18 protein-coding genes are annotated in these 16,128 nt (G+C 73.1%); 6 read left to right on the top strand and 12 right to left on the bottom strand.

All coding sequences use genetic code 11. The annotated features are described in order from the left end of the window. The first annotated feature begins 22 nt into the window (after positions 1–22). Together BA062_RS23135 and BA062_RS23140 are read left to right on the top strand one after the other, a co-directional pair. Positions 23–376: an ArsR/SmtB family transcription factor gene (locus BA062_RS23135; RefSeq protein ID WP_110340090.1), complete on the top strand. Its 354-nt coding sequence runs from the start codon at positions 23–25 to the stop codon at positions 374–376. Between the two features lie 44 nt (positions 377–420). Beyond that, a complete protein-coding gene (locus BA062_RS23140; protein ID WP_110340092.1) occupies positions 421–951 on the top strand; it encodes a hydrogenase maturation protease in 531 nt (176 codons plus the stop codon). Here BA062_RS23140 and BA062_RS23145 read toward each other — a convergent pair. From BA062_RS23145 to BA062_RS23160, 4 genes are read right to left on the bottom strand one after another with little or no spacing between them, the layout of a single operon-like run. Next, positions 901–1,632 carry an energy-coupling factor ABC transporter ATP-binding protein gene (locus BA062_RS23145; RefSeq protein ID WP_110340487.1) on the bottom strand — a complete coding sequence of 244 codons (732 nt, stop codon included), beginning with the start codon at positions 1,630–1,632 and terminating at the stop codon, positions 901–903. The two genes, BA062_RS23140 and BA062_RS23145, sit on opposite strands and share 51 nt — an antisense overlap. After that, entirely contained in the window at positions 1,629–2,384 is a 756-nt protein-coding gene (gene cbiQ, locus BA062_RS23150) for a cobalt ECF transporter T component CbiQ (RefSeq protein WP_110340094.1), read from the bottom strand. Before cbiQ ends, BA062_RS23145 begins: the two co-directional genes overlap by 4 nt. Next, a complete protein-coding gene (locus tag BA062_RS23155; protein ID WP_110340096.1) occupies positions 2,381–2,737 on the bottom strand; it encodes a PDGLE domain-containing protein in 357 nt (118 codons plus the stop codon). The genes cbiQ and BA062_RS23155 overlap by 4 nt, the downstream gene beginning before the upstream one ends. After that, complete coding sequence (locus tag BA062_RS23160; protein ID WP_110340098.1) at positions 2,734–3,420, bottom strand: energy-coupling factor ABC transporter permease; 687 nt, start codon at positions 3,418–3,420, stop codon at positions 2,734–2,736. The genes BA062_RS23155 and BA062_RS23160 overlap by 4 nt, the downstream gene beginning before the upstream one ends. Before the next feature lie 92 nt (positions 3,421–3,512). Between BA062_RS23160 and BA062_RS23165 the strand changes: the two genes are divergently transcribed. After that, the gene (locus tag BA062_RS23165; RefSeq protein WP_110340100.1) at positions 3,513–4,247 is read left to right on the top strand and encodes an HAD family hydrolase; all 735 of its coding nucleotides are present in this window, start codon (positions 3,513–3,515) and stop codon (positions 4,245–4,247) included. Beyond that, positions 4,244–6,646, top strand: coding sequence for a glycoside hydrolase family 65 protein (locus tag BA062_RS23170; RefSeq protein ID WP_110340102.1), 2,403 nt, complete (start codon positions 4,244–4,246; stop codon positions 6,644–6,646). Before BA062_RS23165 ends, BA062_RS23170 begins: the two co-directional genes overlap by 4 nt. 94 nt (positions 6,647–6,740) lie before the next feature. On the opposite strand, the gene BA062_RS23175 is transcribed toward BA062_RS23170, so the two are convergent. The 3 genes from BA062_RS23175 to BA062_RS23185 are packed head-to-tail and all read right to left on the bottom strand — an operon-like array spanning position 6,741 to position 8,699. Then, positions 6,741–6,923, bottom strand: coding sequence for a hypothetical protein (locus BA062_RS23175; RefSeq protein ID WP_110340104.1), 183 nt, complete (start codon positions 6,921–6,923; stop codon positions 6,741–6,743). A gap of 32 nt (positions 6,924–6,955) precedes the next feature. Continuing rightward, positions 6,956–7,741, bottom strand: coding sequence for an Fpg/Nei family DNA glycosylase (locus BA062_RS23180; protein ID WP_110340106.1), 786 nt, complete (start codon positions 7,739–7,741; stop codon positions 6,956–6,958). 4 nt (positions 7,742–7,745) lie between these two features. Then, positions 7,746–8,699: a Ppx/GppA phosphatase family protein gene (locus BA062_RS23185; RefSeq protein WP_110340108.1), complete on the bottom strand. Its 954-nt coding sequence runs from the start codon at positions 8,697–8,699 to the stop codon at positions 7,746–7,748. 262 nt (positions 8,700–8,961) lie between these two features. Between BA062_RS23185 and BA062_RS23190 the strand changes: the two genes are divergently transcribed. Then, the gene (locus tag BA062_RS23190) at positions 8,962–9,621 is read left to right on the top strand and encodes a sortase domain-containing protein (RefSeq protein WP_245959965.1); all 660 of its coding nucleotides are present in this window, start codon (positions 8,962–8,964) and stop codon (positions 9,619–9,621) included. On the opposite strand, the gene BA062_RS23195 is transcribed toward BA062_RS23190, so the two are convergent. Next, the gene (locus BA062_RS23195) at positions 9,602–11,263 is read right to left on the bottom strand and encodes a DUF885 domain-containing protein (RefSeq protein WP_110340112.1); all 1,662 of its coding nucleotides are present in this window, start codon (positions 11,261–11,263) and stop codon (positions 9,602–9,604) included. The genes BA062_RS23190 and BA062_RS23195 overlap by 20 nt on opposite strands. 45 nt (positions 11,264–11,308) lie before the next feature. On the opposite strand from BA062_RS23195, the gene BA062_RS23200 reads away from it, so the two are divergent. After that, the gene (locus tag BA062_RS23200) at positions 11,309–12,325 is read left to right on the top strand and encodes an AsnC family protein (RefSeq protein ID WP_110340114.1); all 1,017 of its coding nucleotides are present in this window, start codon (positions 11,309–11,311) and stop codon (positions 12,323–12,325) included. A gap of 10 nt (positions 12,326–12,335) precedes the next feature. Here BA062_RS23200 and BA062_RS23205 read toward each other — a convergent pair whose 3' ends face one another. The 4 genes from BA062_RS23205 to BA062_RS23220 are packed head-to-tail and all read right to left on the bottom strand — an operon-like array spanning position 12,336 to position 16,124. Beyond that, positions 12,336–13,262, bottom strand: a complete 927-nt coding sequence (locus BA062_RS23205) for an RluA family pseudouridine synthase (protein ID WP_110340116.1) — start codon at positions 13,260–13,262, stop codon at positions 12,336–12,338. Then, positions 13,259–13,861: a signal peptidase II gene (lspA, locus tag BA062_RS23210; RefSeq protein ID WP_110340118.1), complete on the bottom strand. Its 603-nt coding sequence runs from the start codon at positions 13,859–13,861 to the stop codon at positions 13,259–13,261. Before lspA ends, BA062_RS23205 begins: the two co-directional genes overlap by 4 nt. A gap of 17 nt (positions 13,862–13,878) precedes the next feature. Further along, on the bottom strand, positions 13,879–14,640 hold the full coding sequence (locus tag BA062_RS23215; RefSeq protein ID WP_110340120.1) for a hypothetical protein: 762 nt from the start codon (positions 14,638–14,640) through the stop codon (positions 13,879–13,881). Between the two features lie 5 nt (positions 14,641–14,645). After that, the gene (locus BA062_RS23220; RefSeq protein WP_110340122.1) at positions 14,646–16,124 is read right to left on the bottom strand and encodes a potassium/proton antiporter; all 1,479 of its coding nucleotides are present in this window, start codon (positions 16,122–16,124) and stop codon (positions 14,646–14,648) included. Positions 16,125–16,128 lie beyond the last annotated feature (4 nt).

Here is a 16,128-nt window from a genome sequence, read left to right on the forward strand (position 1 = left end):
CCGACCGTGGGATCATGGCCACGTGCCGAGCGCCTCCGACCGCCGCCTGATCGACCCGCCGAGGGTGGAAGCCGCCCTGGCCGGGCTCGGCGACCGCGAGACCGTGCAGGAGTGGGCGGGGCGGTTCTCCGTGCTGGCCGACCCGTCGCGGCTGACGCTGCTCGTGTGCATCCACTACGCGCGGGAGATCTGCGTGTCCGACCTGGCCGTGGCGGCGGGTATGAGCGACACGGCGGTCTCCCAGGCGCTGCGGCTGCTGCGGGCGCACGGGCTGGTGACCGCCCACCGCAGCGGTCGGGTCGTCTACTACCGCCTCGCCGACGAGACGATGCACGAGCTGATCCACCACGTGCGGCCGCACACTACGGCCGAGTAGCTTCTCCCGTTGTGCGGCCCCTGCCGCGGTTCTACCGTGGAGACATGAGGCCCCGGGTTCTCCTCGCCGGCGTCGGCAACGTGTTGCTCGGCGACGACGGCTTCGGCGTCGAAGTGGTCCAGCGGCTCGAGGAGGCGGTGCTGCCGAGCTGGGTCCAGATCGCGGACTACGGCATCGGCTGCGGGCGGCTCGACCGCCTGCTCGGCGGGTACGACACCACGATCCTCATCGACGCGACACCACGCGGGGGCCGTCCCGGCGAGGTGTACGTGATGGAGGCCGAGCTCGACGAGCACCCCTCGCGCATTCCAGAGCTGCTCGACCCGCACGGCATCCGCCCGGAGGGCGCGCTGCGGCTGCTGCAGGTGCTCGGCGGTGACGCGGGCCGCGTGCTCGTGGTGGGCTGCGAGCCGGTGAAGCGGACGGGCATCGGGCTGAGCACACCGGTCGCGGCGGCGGTGGCCGAGGCCGTGCGGGTGGTCACCGACCTCGTGTGGGGCACGGACCCGCGCCGCCCGGTGACGTCAGTCCAGCCGGAAGCCCCACGGCAGCTCGAGGCGATGGGCGGCGAGTAGCCCCCGGTCGGCGAGCAGGTCGCGGGTGGCCCGGTCGGCCACCACGACGCCGTCGTCGATCAGCACGCTGCGCGGGCACAGCTGCAACGCGTACGGCAGGTCGTGGCTGACCATGAGCATCGTGCGGCCCAGCCCGAGCAGCAGCTCAGCGAGTTCGCGGCGGGCCACGGGCTCCAGGTTCGACGACGGCTCGTCCAGCACGAGGATGTCGGGGTCGCACGCGAGCACGGTGGCGAGCGCGACGCGGCGCCGCTGCCCGCCGGAGAGGTGCATCGGCGAACGGTCGGCGTGCGCCGCCATGCCGACGGCCGCGAGCGCCTCGTGCACGCGCGCGGGCACGTCGGCCTCGGGGACGCCGAAGTTGCGGGGCCCGAACGCGACGTCCTCGGCGACGGTGGGCATGAACAACTGGTCGTCGGGGTCCTGGAAGACCACGCCGACACGGCGCCGGATCTCCTTGAGCGTGCGCTTGCGCACGGGCACACCGGCCACCTCCACGTGCCCGCGCGTGGCGGACAGGACGCCGTTGAGGTGCAGCACGAGCGTCGTCTTGCCCGCCCCGTTGGGGCCCAGCACGGCGACCCGCTCCCCCGGCTCGACGCGCAGGTCGATCCCGGCGAGCGCGCGATGCCCGTCGGGATAGCTGAACTCGAGGTCCTTGACCAGCAGTGCGGCGGTCACGTCGTCCACAGTGCCGTCCCGCAGACGAGCGCGGCCAGCAGGGCCGGGGTGAGGCCGGCGAGCCAGCGCCGCGGGCCCGCTCCCGGCGACGGCGGCACCGGCAGGGCACCGGTCCAGCCGCGGGCGAGCATCGCGAGGTGCACGCGCTCGCCGCGTTCGTAGCTGCGCAGGAACAGCATGCCGATGCCGCGAGCCGTGGCGGCCGCCTGCCACAGGAAACGCGGGTCGTGACCCCGGCAGACGCGGGCGGTGCGCATGCGCCGGGCCTCGGCGGCGATCACCTCGGCGTAGCGGAGCATGAGGCTCGCGATGGTGGTGAGCAGCCGGGGCGCGCGCAGGCGCTGCAAGCCGGCGACGAGGTCGCGCGGATGGGTCGTGGCAGCCAGGGTGAGCGAGACGAGCACGCCGAGCGTGCCCTTGGCGAGGATGTTCCACCCGGCGAGCGCCCCGTCGACCGACACGGACACGCCGAGCACGTCGGTGCGCGGCCCGCCGCCCGTGAACGGCAGCACGAACGCCAGCAGCACGAACGGCACCTCGATGAGCGCCCTGCGCGCGTACCAGCCCGGGGGCACGCGCACCACGGCCCACACGGCGAGCAGCACCAGCAGGTGCAGGCCGAACGCCCAGAACGCCGCGCGCGGCGTCGCGACGACGCACAGCACGGCGGCGAACGCGCACACCACCTTCACCTCGGGCGGCAGCCGGTGCACCGGCGAGTCGCCGGGCCGGTGCAGCACCGTGGCGCTCACGGCCCCGGCGAGCCGTCCCGCCCGGAGCGGGACCGGGTGCGCAGCAACCAGAACAGCCCGCCGGACACCACCAACGTCGCCAGCACCCCCAGTACGCCGGCGAGGCCGGTGAGCCCGTCGTCGCCGCCGACCGCGTAGTCGGCGAGCGGCGAGTCCGCGAGCGCGTGGTCCTCGGCGTGCGCCGCCGGGCACGCGCCCTGAAGCTGCCCCGCGACCTCCGTGCAGCCCCGCGTGGTCACGTGATCGAGACCGTCGGGGTCGCCGTCGGCGAAGTACGACACCACCCCGGCCAGCACCAGTGCCACCACGGCGAACGCCGCGAAGAACCACGCTCCCCGTTTCCGGGCGCTCACGACGCCGCCTCCCTCGCCACCGGTGCCCCGCGCAGCAGGTGCACCAGGTCAGGCCGCGCCGAGGCGACCGCACCCACCGTCAGGGCCGTGATGACGCCCTCGCCTATCCCGATCAGCACGTGCACGCCGAGCAGCGCGGCGGCGAAGCCGCCGAGGGACACCGCACCCTGCCCGCCGATGGCGTACTCGAGGACGAACCCGGCCGACGCGACGACGGTGTTGACGAGCGCGGCCGTGAAGGCGACCGCGAGCAGGCCCGGCCTCGACCGCGTCGCGAACCGGCGCAGTGCCACCGCGACGACGTACCCGGCGGCGGTGCCGAGCAGGGCCATGTTGGTGATGTTCGCGCCGAGCGCGGTGAGCCCGCCGTCGGCGAACAGCAGCGCCTGCACCACGAGCACCACGCTCACGCACAGCGCGCCGGTCCACGGTCCGACGAGGATCGCGGCGAGCGCGCCGCCGAGCAGATGACCGCTCACACCGGGCAGCACGGGGAAGTTGAGCATCTGCACGGCGAAAACGAACGCCGCCACGAGCCCGGCGAGCGGCGCGGTGCGGTCGTCGAGCTCGCGCCGCGCCTTGCCGGTCGCGACGGCGAGGCCCGCGACGGCCACCGCCCCGAACAACAGCGAGGTCGGCGCGTTGAGCAGTCCATCACTGGCGTGCATCGCGAGCGTGCTCATCGATGCCTCCGAGGGTGCTCGTCTCATCATCTTTTCAGCCGCTCAGATGTTAGACGTGGCGGCTGTCGAAAACCACCACTAGCGTGAACCGCATGATCGGGTTACCCAGCACGATCACGGCGTGCCTCTTCGATCTGGACGGCGTGCTGACCAGCACCGCGGCCCTGCACCGGCAGGCGTGGAAGCAGACCTTCGACGACTTTCTGAAACGGCGCGACGCGACGCACTTCACACCGTTCACCGAACGTGACTACGCGTCCTACGTGGACGGCAGGCCCCGGCTCGACGGCGTCCGCACGTTTCTCGCCTCGCGCGGGATCGACCTGCCGGAAGGCAGCCCCGGAGACCCGCCGGACGCCCAGACCGTGCACGCCGTGGGCAACCGGAAGAACGACCTCGTACTGCGCATCATCGACGAGCAGGGCGTGCGGCCCTACCCCGGCTCGGTCCGCTACCTCGAGGCCGTCGAGCGCGCCGGGCTGGCGATCGGGGTGGTGACGTCGTCGGCCAACGCCGTGAGCGTGCTCGCCGCCGCCGGGCTCGACCGGTTCGTGCGCAGCCGCATCGACGGCGTCGTGATCACCAGGGACCGGCTGCGTGGCAAGCCGGCGCCCGACTCGTTCCTGGCCGGCGCCAGGGAGCTCGGCACGGAGCCGGAGCACGCCGCCGTGTTCGAGGATGCGCTCGCCGGTGTGGAGGCGGGCAGGGCGGGCCGGTTCGGCTACGTGGTGGGGGTGAACAGGGCCGATCAGGCGGACGCGCTGCGGGAACGCGGCGCCGATGTGGTGGTGGACGATCTCTCCGAGCTGCTGGGGGTTTCCGCGTGACCGACGCCGCACGTGGCTACGAGTGCTCGCCGTGGGAGCTGCGCTGGCGAGGGCTGGCGGTCGACCAGCTGCAGCGCACGGAGTCCACTTTCGCCCTGTCCAATGGGCACATCGGCATGCGCGGCACGCTCGAGGAGGCGGAGCCGCGCGGCCTGCCCGGCACGTACCTCAACGGCTTCTACGAGGAGCACGGCCTGCCCTACGCCGAGGCGGGCTACGGCTATCCCGAGGCGGGCCAGACGGTCGTGAACGTCACCGACGGCAAGATCATCCGCCTGCTGGTGGAGGACGAGCCGCTCGACATGCGCTACGGCCACGCGACCGCCCACCACCGCGTGCTCGACTTCCGCTCGGGAACTCTGCGCAGGGTCACGGACTGGACATCGCCGACGGGTCGCAGGGTGCGCGTGCGCACCGAGCGGCTGGTGTCGTTCACCCAGCGCGCCGTGGCGGCCATCCGCTACGAGGTCGAGCCGCTCGACGACGAGGTGCAGCTGGTGGTGCAGTCCGATCTGCTCGCCAACGAGCCGATCGAGTCGGACACCAGCGACCCGAGGGTCGCGGCCGCGCTGGAGGCGCCGCTGCAGGCCGAGTACATGAAGGCCGAGGACTACCGCGCGGTGCTCGTGCACCGCACGAAACGCTCGGGGCTGCGCATGGCGGCGGCGATGGACCACCAGGTCGATACCAACGACGGGCTGCGCACCGACATCAGCGTCGAGGAGGACCTCGCGCGGCTGACGATCGCGGTCGACGTCCCGCTCGGGCACACGCTGCGGCTGACGAAGTTCCTCGGCTACGGCTGGTCGGCGCAGCGCTCGATCCCCGCGCTGCGCGCGCAGGTCGACGCCGCGCTGGCCGGCGCGCTGCAGACCGGCTGGGAGGGGCTGCTCGCCGAGCAGCGCGAGTTCCTCGACCAGTTCTGGCGGACCGCCGACGTCGAGCTCGATGGCGATCCCGAGCTGCAGCAGGCGATCCGCTTCGCGTTGTTCCATGTACTGCAGGCCGGGGCCCGTGGCGAGAGCCGCGCGATTCCCGGCAAGGGCCTCACCGGACCCGGCTACGACGGGCACGCCTTCTGGGACACCGAGAGCTTCGTGCTGCCCGTGCTCACCTACACGCTGCCGGACGCGGCACGCGACGCGCTGCGCTGGCGGCACTCCACACTGGACAAAGCGAAGGACAGGGCCGCACAGCTCGGGCTGCGCGGCGCCGCGTTCCCCTGGCGCTCCATCACCGGCGCCGAGTGCTCGGCGTACTGGCCGGCGGGCACGGCGGCGTTCCACGTCAACGCCGACATCGCCGACGCCGTCGCCCGCTACCTCGCGGCGACCGGCGACACCGAGTTCGAACGGCAGCACGGCACCGAGCTGCTGCTGGAGACCGCGCGGCTGTGGATGTCGCTCGGGCACCACGATCCGCACGGCGGCTTCCGCATCGACGGCGTCACCGGGCCCGACGAGTACTCGGCCGTGGCGGACAACAACGTCTACACGAACCTGATGGCGCAGCGGAACATGCGCGAGGCGGCCGACTCGTGCGAGCGGCATCCGGACGTCGCCGAGTACTTCGGTGTCGACGAGGCCGAGATCGCGCGCTGGCGTGACGCGGCACGGAAGATGCTCGTGCCCTACGACGAGCTGCTGTCGGTGCATCCGCAGTCGGAGCGGTTCACCGAGCACGCGCGCTGGAACTTCGCGGCCACACCGCCCGGCAACTATCCGCTGCTGCTGAACTACCCGTACTTCGACCTGTACCGCAAGCAGGTGGTGAAGCAGGCCGACCTGGTGCTCGCCATGCACCTGCGCGGGGACGCCTTCTCGGCGGAGCAGAAGCGCCGCAACTTCGCCTACTACGAGGGCCTGACCGTGCGGGACTCGTCGCTGTCGGCGGGCACGCAGGCCGTGCTGGCCGCCGAGTGCGGGCACCTCGACCTGGCCTACGACTACCTCGCGGAGGCGGCGCTCACCGATCTGCACGACCTGCACAACAACGTCCGCAACGGACTGCACATGGCATCGCTCGCGGGGGCCTGGGTCGCCACCGTCGCCGGGTTCGGCGGGATGCGCGACCACGGCGGGAAGCTGACGTTCCGGCCCCGCCTGCCGTCCGCTTTGGACCGGATCGCGTTCCGGATGAACTTTCGCGGTTCACAGTTCGCCGTGGAGATCGAGCAGGACAAGGCGAGCTACCGCCTGGTGCACGGGGACCCGCTGACGATCACGCACTACGACACTCCCATCACGGTCACCGAGCAGACCACGCCGCTGCCGGTGCCGGATCTGGAACCGGCCGAACGGCCGAGCCAGCCGGAGGGCAGGGCGCCCGCGCGCCGGGGCGACGACATCGCCCGCGAGGGCGACACCATCCAGCCCTGGTACGCCCGCGAGCCCCGCTGAGGTCCACCGGGGAGCCCCACCGCAGTGAAGGTGGCCTTGCCTGCGTTCAACGCAGTGAAGGTGGCCTTCACTGCACACAGGACTGCACACGGGCTCAGTCCGGGGGTTCCGTGGTGCCCGCCTCCGGGGTCACGTCGTCGTCGGGGCGGATCTCGTCCTTGTTCGGCGGTTCCGGCACGTCCTCGGTGCCGTGGTCGAAGTCGTGATGGGGCGGGGCCGGGACGTCCGGCGACAGCGGCCGCTCCGGTTCCCTGGGGTTCACCTCGTCGTTCCGCATGCCTCGATCTCTACTCCCCTCGACGCCGCTTGTCATTCCGGCTGGCAGCGCGGGCACCACACCGTTCCCCTGCCATCGACCCGGCCGTGGCTCAGCGTCGTGCCGCAGCGCGGGCAGCTGCCGGACGGTTCGTCCCTGCGCCCGGTGAGCCACGACGGCCTGGGCGGCACGCGGCCCGCCTCGACCGACCGGCGCAGCACCGTGCCCATGCGCGCGTGCAGGCGGGCGACGTCGGCGCTCGACAGGTCCGTCGTCGAGCGTCGCGGGTGCAGCCTGGCGCGCCACAGGATCTCGTCGGCCAGCAGGTTGCCCAGGCCCGCGAGCACGGACTGGTCGGTGAGCGCGGGCTTGAGGCGACGGCGCAGGCCGGAGAGCAGCCCGCCCAGTTCGGCCTTGGAGACGCTCAGCGCGTCGGGCCCGAGCCCGGCCAGCACCTCCTCCCGCTCGGACGCGTCGCGGGCGAGCCGCAGGCCGGTGAGCTTGCGCATGTCGCGGTAGCGCAGCTCGCCCGAGGGGAACGTGAAGACCACCCGGTCGTGCCGGTGCCTCGGCTCGCGGTCGCCGGCCCAGTCGAGCGAGCCCGTCATGCCGAAGTGCAGCAGCACGGCCTTCCCGGTTCCGCTCACCTCGCTGACGAGCCACTTCCCGTGGCGCGCCGGGTCGCCGAGCCGGTGTCCGCGCACGGCCTCACGGAACGTCTCCGCCCCGACGCCCTTCAGCACACCGGCGTCGAGCACCTCCACGTCGCGCACCCGCCTGCCGGCGGCGTGCCCGGCGAACACGCGCCGGAAGCCTTCCACGTCGGGCAGCTCGGGCACGGCCTCACGCCACCGATCGGCGTGGTCCCCGCTGCTCGGTCCTGTCGAGCAGGGTCAGCAGCAGCCCCTGGGTGGTCGACCAGGGGCAGACGACGAGCGAGCCGCCCAGCACGGTCAGCAGCGCCTCCGCGACCACGGCCCCGCCGAGCGCCTGGTGGGCGCGCGAGCGGGAGATGCCGGGCAGGTCGGCCCTGCGGGCCGCGGGCATCACGGCGAGCCGGGGGATCCACGTGCGCAGGTCGTCGACGTGCAGTTCCGGCGACGTCGCGTCGCGGCCCGGCCGCGCGCCCGCGAGGCGCGCAAGCTGCCGCAGCACCTTCGAGCAGCCCACGGTGCGGTAGCCGCGCAGCGTCGGCTCGGCCTCGGCCAGCACGTCGCGGGCCCGTTCGAGCGCGAAGCCGCGCAGCGCCGCGATGCGTTCCTTCGGCGGGACGTCGGTCTGCAGCCAGGTCCGCGTGCTCTCGCGGGCGCCGAGCCGCAGCGACCGGGCGAACGACGCCTGCTCACCCTCCCCCGCGGCGAGCTCCACCGTGCCGCCGCCGATGTCGAGCACGGCCAGCGGTCCCGCCGACGCGCCGAACCAGCGGCGAGCGGCGAGGTAGGACAGCTCCGCCTCGCGCTGGCCGGAGAGGAACCGCAGCTCGGTGCCGGTCTCGCGGCGAACGCGCTCCACGACCTCGGTCGCGTTGGCGGCATCCCGGATCGACGACGTGGCCAGCGGGAACACGGAGTCCACGCCACGACGGGCGGCGATCTCGCCGGCCTTGCCGACGGCGGCGACGATCGAGTCGACGCCCTCGGGCCCGATGCGTCCCTCGCGGTCGAGTGCGCGGTCGAGGCGCAGCCGGGTCTTGTGGCTGCACACGGGGTCGAGCAGCGAACCACCGCGCTCGACCACCAGGAGCCTCGCGCTGAAGCACCCGACATCGAGCACGCCTACCGCTGTCGCCGTTCTCACCCTCGACCTCCATGTCCGCCGCCGAATCGGACATTCCCACTAACCGGGGCGGATAACGAGTGGATAACCCGAATGAGTGACATTTAACCGTGTGACGGTCCGGCCCGTAACGACACATACCGCTCACGGCGATCAGCAGGCATCGACACGCAGACGGGGAAACACCGTGCGTGCAGGGTGGGAAACTCCTGGTAGAGGGGGCGGCCATGAGCCGAACGCTGGCCGTGGGCCGAGGGGGCGGCGAATTCCGGTGGATGTGACCGTGAACACTCGGAGGGACGACACGGGCAGGCTCGGTGCCGTGGCGGCCGCCGTGGTGGTGACGCTGGCCGCCGTGCTGACCACGGTGACGCTGGTGCGCTCGCAGCCCGGTGACACGCTCGACCACACCACCCCGCTCGGCACCGGCACGCCGACCGGCACGGGTGAGGTGCTGAGCGGTCCGGTGCCCGAAGCACACGATCCACTGCCCGCCTCGGCACCCGAGTCGCTGCACGTTCCCGCGATCGGACTGGACACCGGGTCGCTGGCCGAGCTCGGCCGCACCCCGACCGGGGTCGTGGAGGTGCCCGGCAACGCCGCGACCGTGGGCTGGCTCGCCGAGACGGGCAGCCCCGGTGAACGCGGCGCCGCCGTGCTCACCGGTTTCGTCGACTTCGCCTACGAGCGCGGCGCGTTCTTCCCGCTGGACGACGTGCGGCCCGGCGCCGAGGTGAGCGTCGGCAGGGCCGACGGCAGCACCGCCGTCTTCACCGTCTACCGCGTGGGGACGCTGCCGAGGGCCGCGGCGCTCGCACAGGCCACCGCCCACAGCGACCACCCAGACCTGCGGCTGCTCAGCGTTTCGGGCGAGTTCGACTCGGCGGGCGCCGAGCCCGACGCCGTCGTGGTGTTCGCCCGCCTCACCGGAGTCGAGCGCTGACCCAGTCCGCCACCGCGTCGGCGAGCACGGACATCGGCAGTGCACCGCTGCCGAGCACGAGGTCGTGGAAGGCCTTGATGTCGAAGCGGTCGCCGAGCGCCCGCTCCGCCTCGGCGCGCAGCCGCTGGATCTCCAGCCTGCCCACCATGTACGACAGCGCCTGACCCGGGTACGCGATGTAGCGGTCGACCTCGGCGACGATCTCCGTCTCGGTCATGGGCGTGTGCTCCAGCAGGAAGTCGATCGCCTGCTGCCTCGTCCAGCCCTTCGCGTGCAGGCCGGTGTCGACCACGAGCCTGCCCGCGCGCGTGGAGTCCAGGCTGAGCATCCCGAGCAGCGACACGTCGCCGGAGTACAGCCCCATCTCCTGGGCGAGCCGCTCCGAGTACAACCCCCAGCCCTCGGCGTAGGCGTTGAAGTCACCGAGCCTGCGCAGCAGCGGCAGGTCGGTGAGCCCGAGCGCGGTGCTGAGCTGGAAGTGGTGGCCGGGCACGGCCTCGTGGAAGGCCGTCACCTCGGCGGTGTGCCGCAGCCGCTCGGTGACCTGGTAGGTGTTGGCGAAGTAGGTGCCCTGCCGGGAGCCGTCCGCCGAGGGCATCAGGTAGTACGCGGCCACCGTGCCGGGCGCCTCCGCGGGCGGGACGGGCTCGACGGCGCACGACTGCTCCGGGATCCGGCCGAACCACTCCGGCGCGGCGGCCTCGGCGCGGGTGATGGCGGCGCGGGCGGTGTCGAGCAGCTCGTCGGCGTCCTTCCAGCGCAGCGCGGGATCGGTGCGCAGCCGCCGGAAGATCTCGGGCACGTCACTCGTGCCGAACACCCGCCCGCCGATCTCGGCGTACTCCCGCGCGAGTTGCTCGATGAGCGCGAGGCCGGTGGCGTGCAGGTCGTCGGGGCCGCGGTCGGTCGTGGTGTGAACGCGGGCCAGTGCGGCGTACAGCGCGTCGCCGCCGGGCAGGTGGCACACGCCGGGGCGTTCGTCGGGCCGCCCGTGCGGGAGGATCTCGCGTTCGAGCACGTCGCGGTACGCGGCGAACGCCGGGCGCACCGTGTCCCGCAGCAACGCGGCCCTGCGCTCGGCGAAGTGCTCGTCCGGCGGCTCCTGGCGCAGCAGCGGGTCGGCGTCCGGCTCGGCGAGGTAGCGGTCGACGTGCTCGACGGAGGCTCGCACGAGCCGTGCCACCGGCACGCGCCCGCTCGCGACGCCGGTGCGGTGCCGCTGCGCCACCTGCTCCAGGTAGGCGGGGATCGCGGCGAGGCGGTCGAGGTGCGCCGCCCCCTGCGCGCTGTCGGAGACCGGCACCATCGGCAGGATGGTCAGCAGCATCGACGCCGGTGCCACGAACATCGGGCTGACCGTGAACTCGACCAGCCTGGCGTCGATCTGCTCGACCCGCGCCCGCGCCGAGGCGAGCAGCACGTCACGCGTGATCCGGTCCTGCGGCTCAAGCCCCGAGGGATCGAGCGCCTCGGCGCGCCCGATGATCTCCCGCAGCGCACGCCGGTGCCGCTGCTCGGCCTCCTCACTGAGCTCCTCCAGCCCGGACCTCGGCGGCTTGAAGCCGAGCATCGCGGGCCACACGGGGTCCGCGTCGAACAGCAGGTCCATGTACTCGTCCGCGAGCGAGGCGACAGCGGTCATGGCCGCAGCATACTGACGCGCACGCCGCCGACTACGCTTCTCGGCGTGGCTGTGACCGACCCTCTCGACGCTCGCCTGCTCGCCGCGCTCGCGGAGCTGGGCAAGGCGGCGGTACACGAGGTCGCGGCCAAGGTCGGCATGGATCCGCGCGACGTCGCCTACCGGCTCGTGAACCTCTCCGCGAGCGGCCTGCCCCTGCTCGTCGGTGTCGAAAGCGATCCGAACGGGCTGCGCGCCGCACTCGCGGGCGCGTGGGGCGCCCCGCAGCAACCGCCACCACCCCCTCAGCCCCCTCAGCCCCCACAGCCCCCACCACCCGCACAGCCACCGCAGGGCGTCCACGGCGCCCCGAGTGGCGCCTACCCGGTGCAGGGCGCGCCGAGCGGCGCGTACCCCGTGCACGGCGCACCCAGCGGGGCCTATCCCGTGCAGGGCGCGCCGAGCGGGGCGTATCCCGTGCAGGGCACCCCGTCCGGCCGGTACCAGCCACCGCCACCCCCGCCGCAGCAGCAGCGGCCGCCCCAGCCACCCCAGCCGCCGCCACCCCCGGACCCGGTGATGAGCACGTGGGGCCCGCCGCAGAGCGCGCTGTGGGCCCGCGGCGACCAGCCCCCGTCGGGCGCGCGGGCTCCCGCGACGCCGAAGACGGGCCGCGCCGGCGACGTGCTGGAGACGCAGGGGCTGGAGGGCGAGCAGCTCGCGGTGCAGCTGCTGGAGGTGCAGGATCCGGCCGACTACCTCTTCGGCGCCGCGGGTTACCGGCTCGACGAGGGCGAGCGCGCCGTGGTGGTGCACACCGAGATCACCAACCGAGGGCGGATCCCGTTCGCGTCGCTGCCCGACAACTACCTGGAGCTGATCACCAGCGACGGCGCCGCGATCGCCAAGGCGCCCGTGTCGCTGACCTCCCGGCCACCGCACAAGATCGGCGTGCAGCCCGGCGAGACGACGGGCGGGCACACGGTGTACGTGCTGCCGGAGGCCACCCGGATCGCGTCGGTGCGCTGGAGCCCGCGGCCGGAGCCGGACGAGCGCTCGCTGCTCTGGTCGATCGACGACTGAACGCTGAGTCCTAGGACTCGGCGCGCAGCACGTCGAGTGCGGCCGCGAGGTCGGCGGGGTACTCGCTGGTGAACTCCACGTGGCGGCCGTCGGCGGGGTGGGCGAAGCCGAGCGTGCGGGCGTGCAGCCACTGCCGGGAGAGGCTCAGCTTGCGCGCGAGCACCGGGTCGGCGCCGTAGGTGAGGTCGCCGACGCAGGGGTGCCGCAGCGCGGAGAAGTGCACGCGGATCTGGTGGGTGCGGCCGGTCTCCAGCTTCACGTCCACGAGGGACGCGGCGCGGAACGCCTCGATCACCTCGTAGTGCGTCACCGAGGGCCGGCCGCCCGCGACGACCGCGAACTTGTAGTCGTGCCGGGGGTGCCGGTCGATCGGGGCGTCGATCGTGCCGCGCGTCGGATCGGGGTGGCCCTGCACGAGCGCGTGGTAGCCCTTGTCCACGGTGCGTTCCTTGAACGCGCGCTTGAGCACCGTGTAGGCGTGCTCGCTCTTGGCCACCACCATCACGCCGGTGGTGCCCGCGTCGAGCCGGTGCACCACGCCCTGCCGCTCGGCGGCTCCGGAGGTAGAGATCCGCAGGCCCATCGCGGCGAGCCCCGCCACCACGGTGGGCCCGGTCCAGCCGGGGCTCGGGTGCACGGCCACGCCGACGGGCTTGTCGACCACCACGATGTCGTCGTCGTCGTGGAGCACCTTCAGCCCGTCGACCGGCTCGGCCACGACCTCCAGCGGCGCGTCGGGCTCCGGCAGCGTCACCTCCAGCAGGCCGCCCGCGGTGAGGCGGTCGGATTTGCCGGCGGGCTTGCCGTCGAGCAGCACGTCGCCGGTCGCGGCCAGCTCGGCGACCACGGTGCGCGAGAGGCCGAGCAGCTTCGCGAGGCCGGCGTCGACCCGCATGCCGTCGAGCCCCTCGGGGACCGGGAGCATCCGCGCGCTCACGCCGTGCCCTCTTCGGCGTCCTCGTCGGCCCGCTTCTTGGTCTTGGTGCTGGTGCCGTCGTAGTCCTTGCCGAGCAGCGAGAGCAGCACGATCAGCACGGCGCCGATGCTGATGGCGGAGTCGGCGGCGTTGAAGACGGGGAAGAAGTCGCCGTTGGGCTGGAACGCGGAGATGAAGTCGACGACGTGGCCGTGCAGCGGGCCGGGCGCGCGGAAGATGCGGTCGGTGAGGTTGCCGAGCGCACCGGCGAGGATGAGGCCGAGCCCCACCGCCCAGCCCGCGGAGCGCAGCCGCCGCGAGAACCAGATGATCGCGCCGACCACGAGCATGGCGACGATCGCGAGGATCCAGGTGCCGCCGAAGTCCATGCCGAACGCCGCGTACGGATTGCGGACGAGCTGCAGGTAGACGGCGCCGCCGAGGATGCGGATGGGCTCCTCGCCCTCCAGCGTCGCCGTGACGATGATCTTGGTGACGAGGTCGACGGCGTAGGCGAGCACCGCGACCACGGCCAGCAGCCAGATCCGGCGCTTCGGGGGCGCGGCGGCGGGCGGCTCCGCTTCGCCGGTGGTCTGCTCGGGTTCCTGCTCGGTGCTCACCGTTCCATTGTCCACGGCTACGCCGAGTGCCTCGCACGCAGCACCAGCGCCACCATCGCGCCGGCCAGCGACACCGCGGCGGGCACCACCAGCGCGGCCGGGTCGGCGGCGCTCACGGCGCCCCCGCTCAGCAGGAACAGGGCCGCGACCGCGCCGAGCAGCACGCTGCGGTGCACCCACGCCAGCAGGAACAGCCCGGCGCTCAGGACGATCACGGCGGCGGCCTCGTCGGCCGAAGGGAGCAGGACCGAGCCGATCGCGACGCCCAGCAGCACCACGCCCAGCACGCCCGTGACGCGGCGCGCCGTGCCCTTCAGGAAGTAGGCGCCCGCCAGGGAGATCAACCCCAGCAACGCCAGCGGCAGGCTCAGCGCCGCGGCGAAGGCCTCGCCCGTGAGGCCCTTCGGGACGTTCAGCAGCCCGAGGTAGGCACCCTCGACGGCGAGCGCGCCCCCGGCCGCGACGACCACGATCCGCGGCGCCGGCCACGGCGTGCCCGCCTTCCGGGCGCGTGCCGCGTACCAGGCGACGCTCGCCAGGAACAGCGCGACGATCGCGACGTGCGCCTGCCAGCCGTAGGCGCCTCCGGCGACGACGTGGAACCCCGCCTCGACGTCGACCGACTCCGCGTAGCTGACGCTCGTCAGGTACTGCCGTTCACTCCCCGGCCGGTAGGCGAACCAGCCGACGTCGGCCGCCGGCCGCACCGTGACAGCACCCAGCAACCCGAACCCCAGTAGCGCCAGCGGAAACCAGTAGCCGTACCTCTCCGCACGCATGGCGGTCAGTCTCCCAGCTCGCCCTTCCACTTCGCGAGCGGGCCCGCGCGGTCCACGGCCCTGATGCGGCGCTCCGCCGCGGACCTCGCGGCCTGTGTGGTGACCACCAGCAACTGGTCCAGCTCCTGCAGGCGCGTGGTGTCGGCGGGGGTGAAACCCTTGCCCTGCCGCACGACCAGGCTCACGCCGGAGCCGCTCGGCAGCCGCAGCTCCGCGAGGTACACGCCGTGCAGGCGCGAGCCCCGCTGGATGCGCACCTGCAGCAGCACCGCGCCGAGCTCGTCGAGCGGGGCCGCGTCGACCTGGATCTCCTCCGGTTCGGCGTCCCTGGCGAGCCCCAGCCATCTCGCCAGCGGACCGAGCAGCGCGGCCTGCAGCAGCGTGAAGACGATCACGAGCACGAACACCGCGTCGAGCAGCCGCTGGGCACCGGGCAGGCCCTCGGCGAGCGGGATGGTGGCGAGCACGATGGGCACGGCTCCGCGCAGCCCCGCCCACGACAGGAACACCTGTTCCCGCCAGGGCACGCGGAACGGCGCCGCCGACAGCACCACGGAGACCGGCCGGGCGAGCAGCAGCACCACCGCCCCGGCGACGAGGCCCGGCACGACGCTGTCCACGAGCCGCTCCGGCGAGGCGAACAACCCGAGCAGCACGAACAGGCCGATCTGCGCGATCCAGCCGAGCCCCTCGGCGAAGGAGAGCGTGTCGGAGCGGTGCGGGAGCCGCGAGTTGCCCAGCACCACCCCCGCCACGTAGGTGGCCAGCAGCCCCGAGGCGTGCCCGGACTGCGCCGACGCGTACGCCACCACGCACACGGCGACCGTGGCGAGCGGGTAGAGACCGGTGGCGGGCAGCGCGGCCTTGCGCAGCGCCAGCGCCCCCGCCCAGCCCAGCAGGAACCCGATCAGCGCGCCTGCCACGAGCTCGTAGACCACCAGCAGCGGCAGGCTCCACGTCAGGGTCGCCCCCGTCGCGAGCAGCACCACCGCGATGTAGGCGGGCGCGTCGTTGAGGCCCGACTCCAGCTCGAGGGTTCCGGTGACCCTCCTGCCGATCCCCGACGAGCGCAGCACCGAGAACACCGCGGCCGCGTCGGTCGAGGACAGCACGGCGCCCCACAGCAGCGCCGTCCGCCAGTCGAGGCCCAGCAACAGGTGCAGCACCGAGCCGGTGACGAGGATGGTCACCAGAACGGCCACTGTGGACAGAGCGATGCCGGGTCCGAGCGAGGGCCGCACCGTGGACCAGCGCGTGGTGAGCCCGCCCTCGGTCAGGATCATCACGAGCGCGGCGAGGCCGAGACTCTGCGTGAGCTGCGGGTTGTCGAACTCGACCCCGAACCCGGCCTCGCCGATCAGAACGCCGATCCCGAGGTAGATCAGCAGCGAGGGCAGGCCGAGCCGGATCGAGAAGCGGACGGCGAGCACCGAGGCGAGCAGGACGATCGCGCCCGATCCGAGGATGACCGGAAGATCGCCCATGTCA

Origin of the sequence: Prauserella flavalba (assembly GCF_003202235.1) — a bacterium.
GTDB classification, from domain to species: Bacteria; Actinomycetota; Actinomycetes; order Mycobacteriales; family Pseudonocardiaceae; genus Prauserella_A; species Prauserella_A flavalba.

Excerpts from the sequence above, each read along its gene's own strand:
- BA062_RS23175 (WP_110340104.1), bottom strand. The coding sequence starts at position 6,923 with ATGCGGAACGACGAGGTGAACCCCAGGGAACCGGAGCGGCCGCTGTCG.
- BA062_RS23220 (WP_110340122.1), bottom strand. The coding sequence starts at position 16,124 with ATGGGCGATCTTCCGGTCATCCTCGGATCGGGCGCGATCGTCCTGCTC.
- BA062_RS23160 (WP_110340098.1), bottom strand. The coding sequence starts at position 3,420 with ATGAGCACGCTCGCGATGCACGCCAGTGATGGACTGCTCAACGCGCCG.
- BA062_RS23165 (WP_110340100.1), top strand. The coding sequence starts at position 3,513 with ATGATCGGGTTACCCAGCACGATCACGGCGTGCCTCTTCGATCTGGAC.
- BA062_RS23215 (WP_110340120.1), bottom strand. The coding sequence starts at position 14,640 with ATGCGTGCGGAGAGGTACGGCTACTGGTTTCCGCTGGCGCTACTGGGG.
- BA062_RS23195 (WP_110340112.1), bottom strand. The coding sequence starts at position 11,263 with ATGACCGCTGTCGCCTCGCTCGCGGACGAGTACATGGACCTGCTGTTC.
- BA062_RS23140 (WP_110340092.1), top strand. The coding sequence starts at position 421 with ATGAGGCCCCGGGTTCTCCTCGCCGGCGTCGGCAACGTGTTGCTCGGC.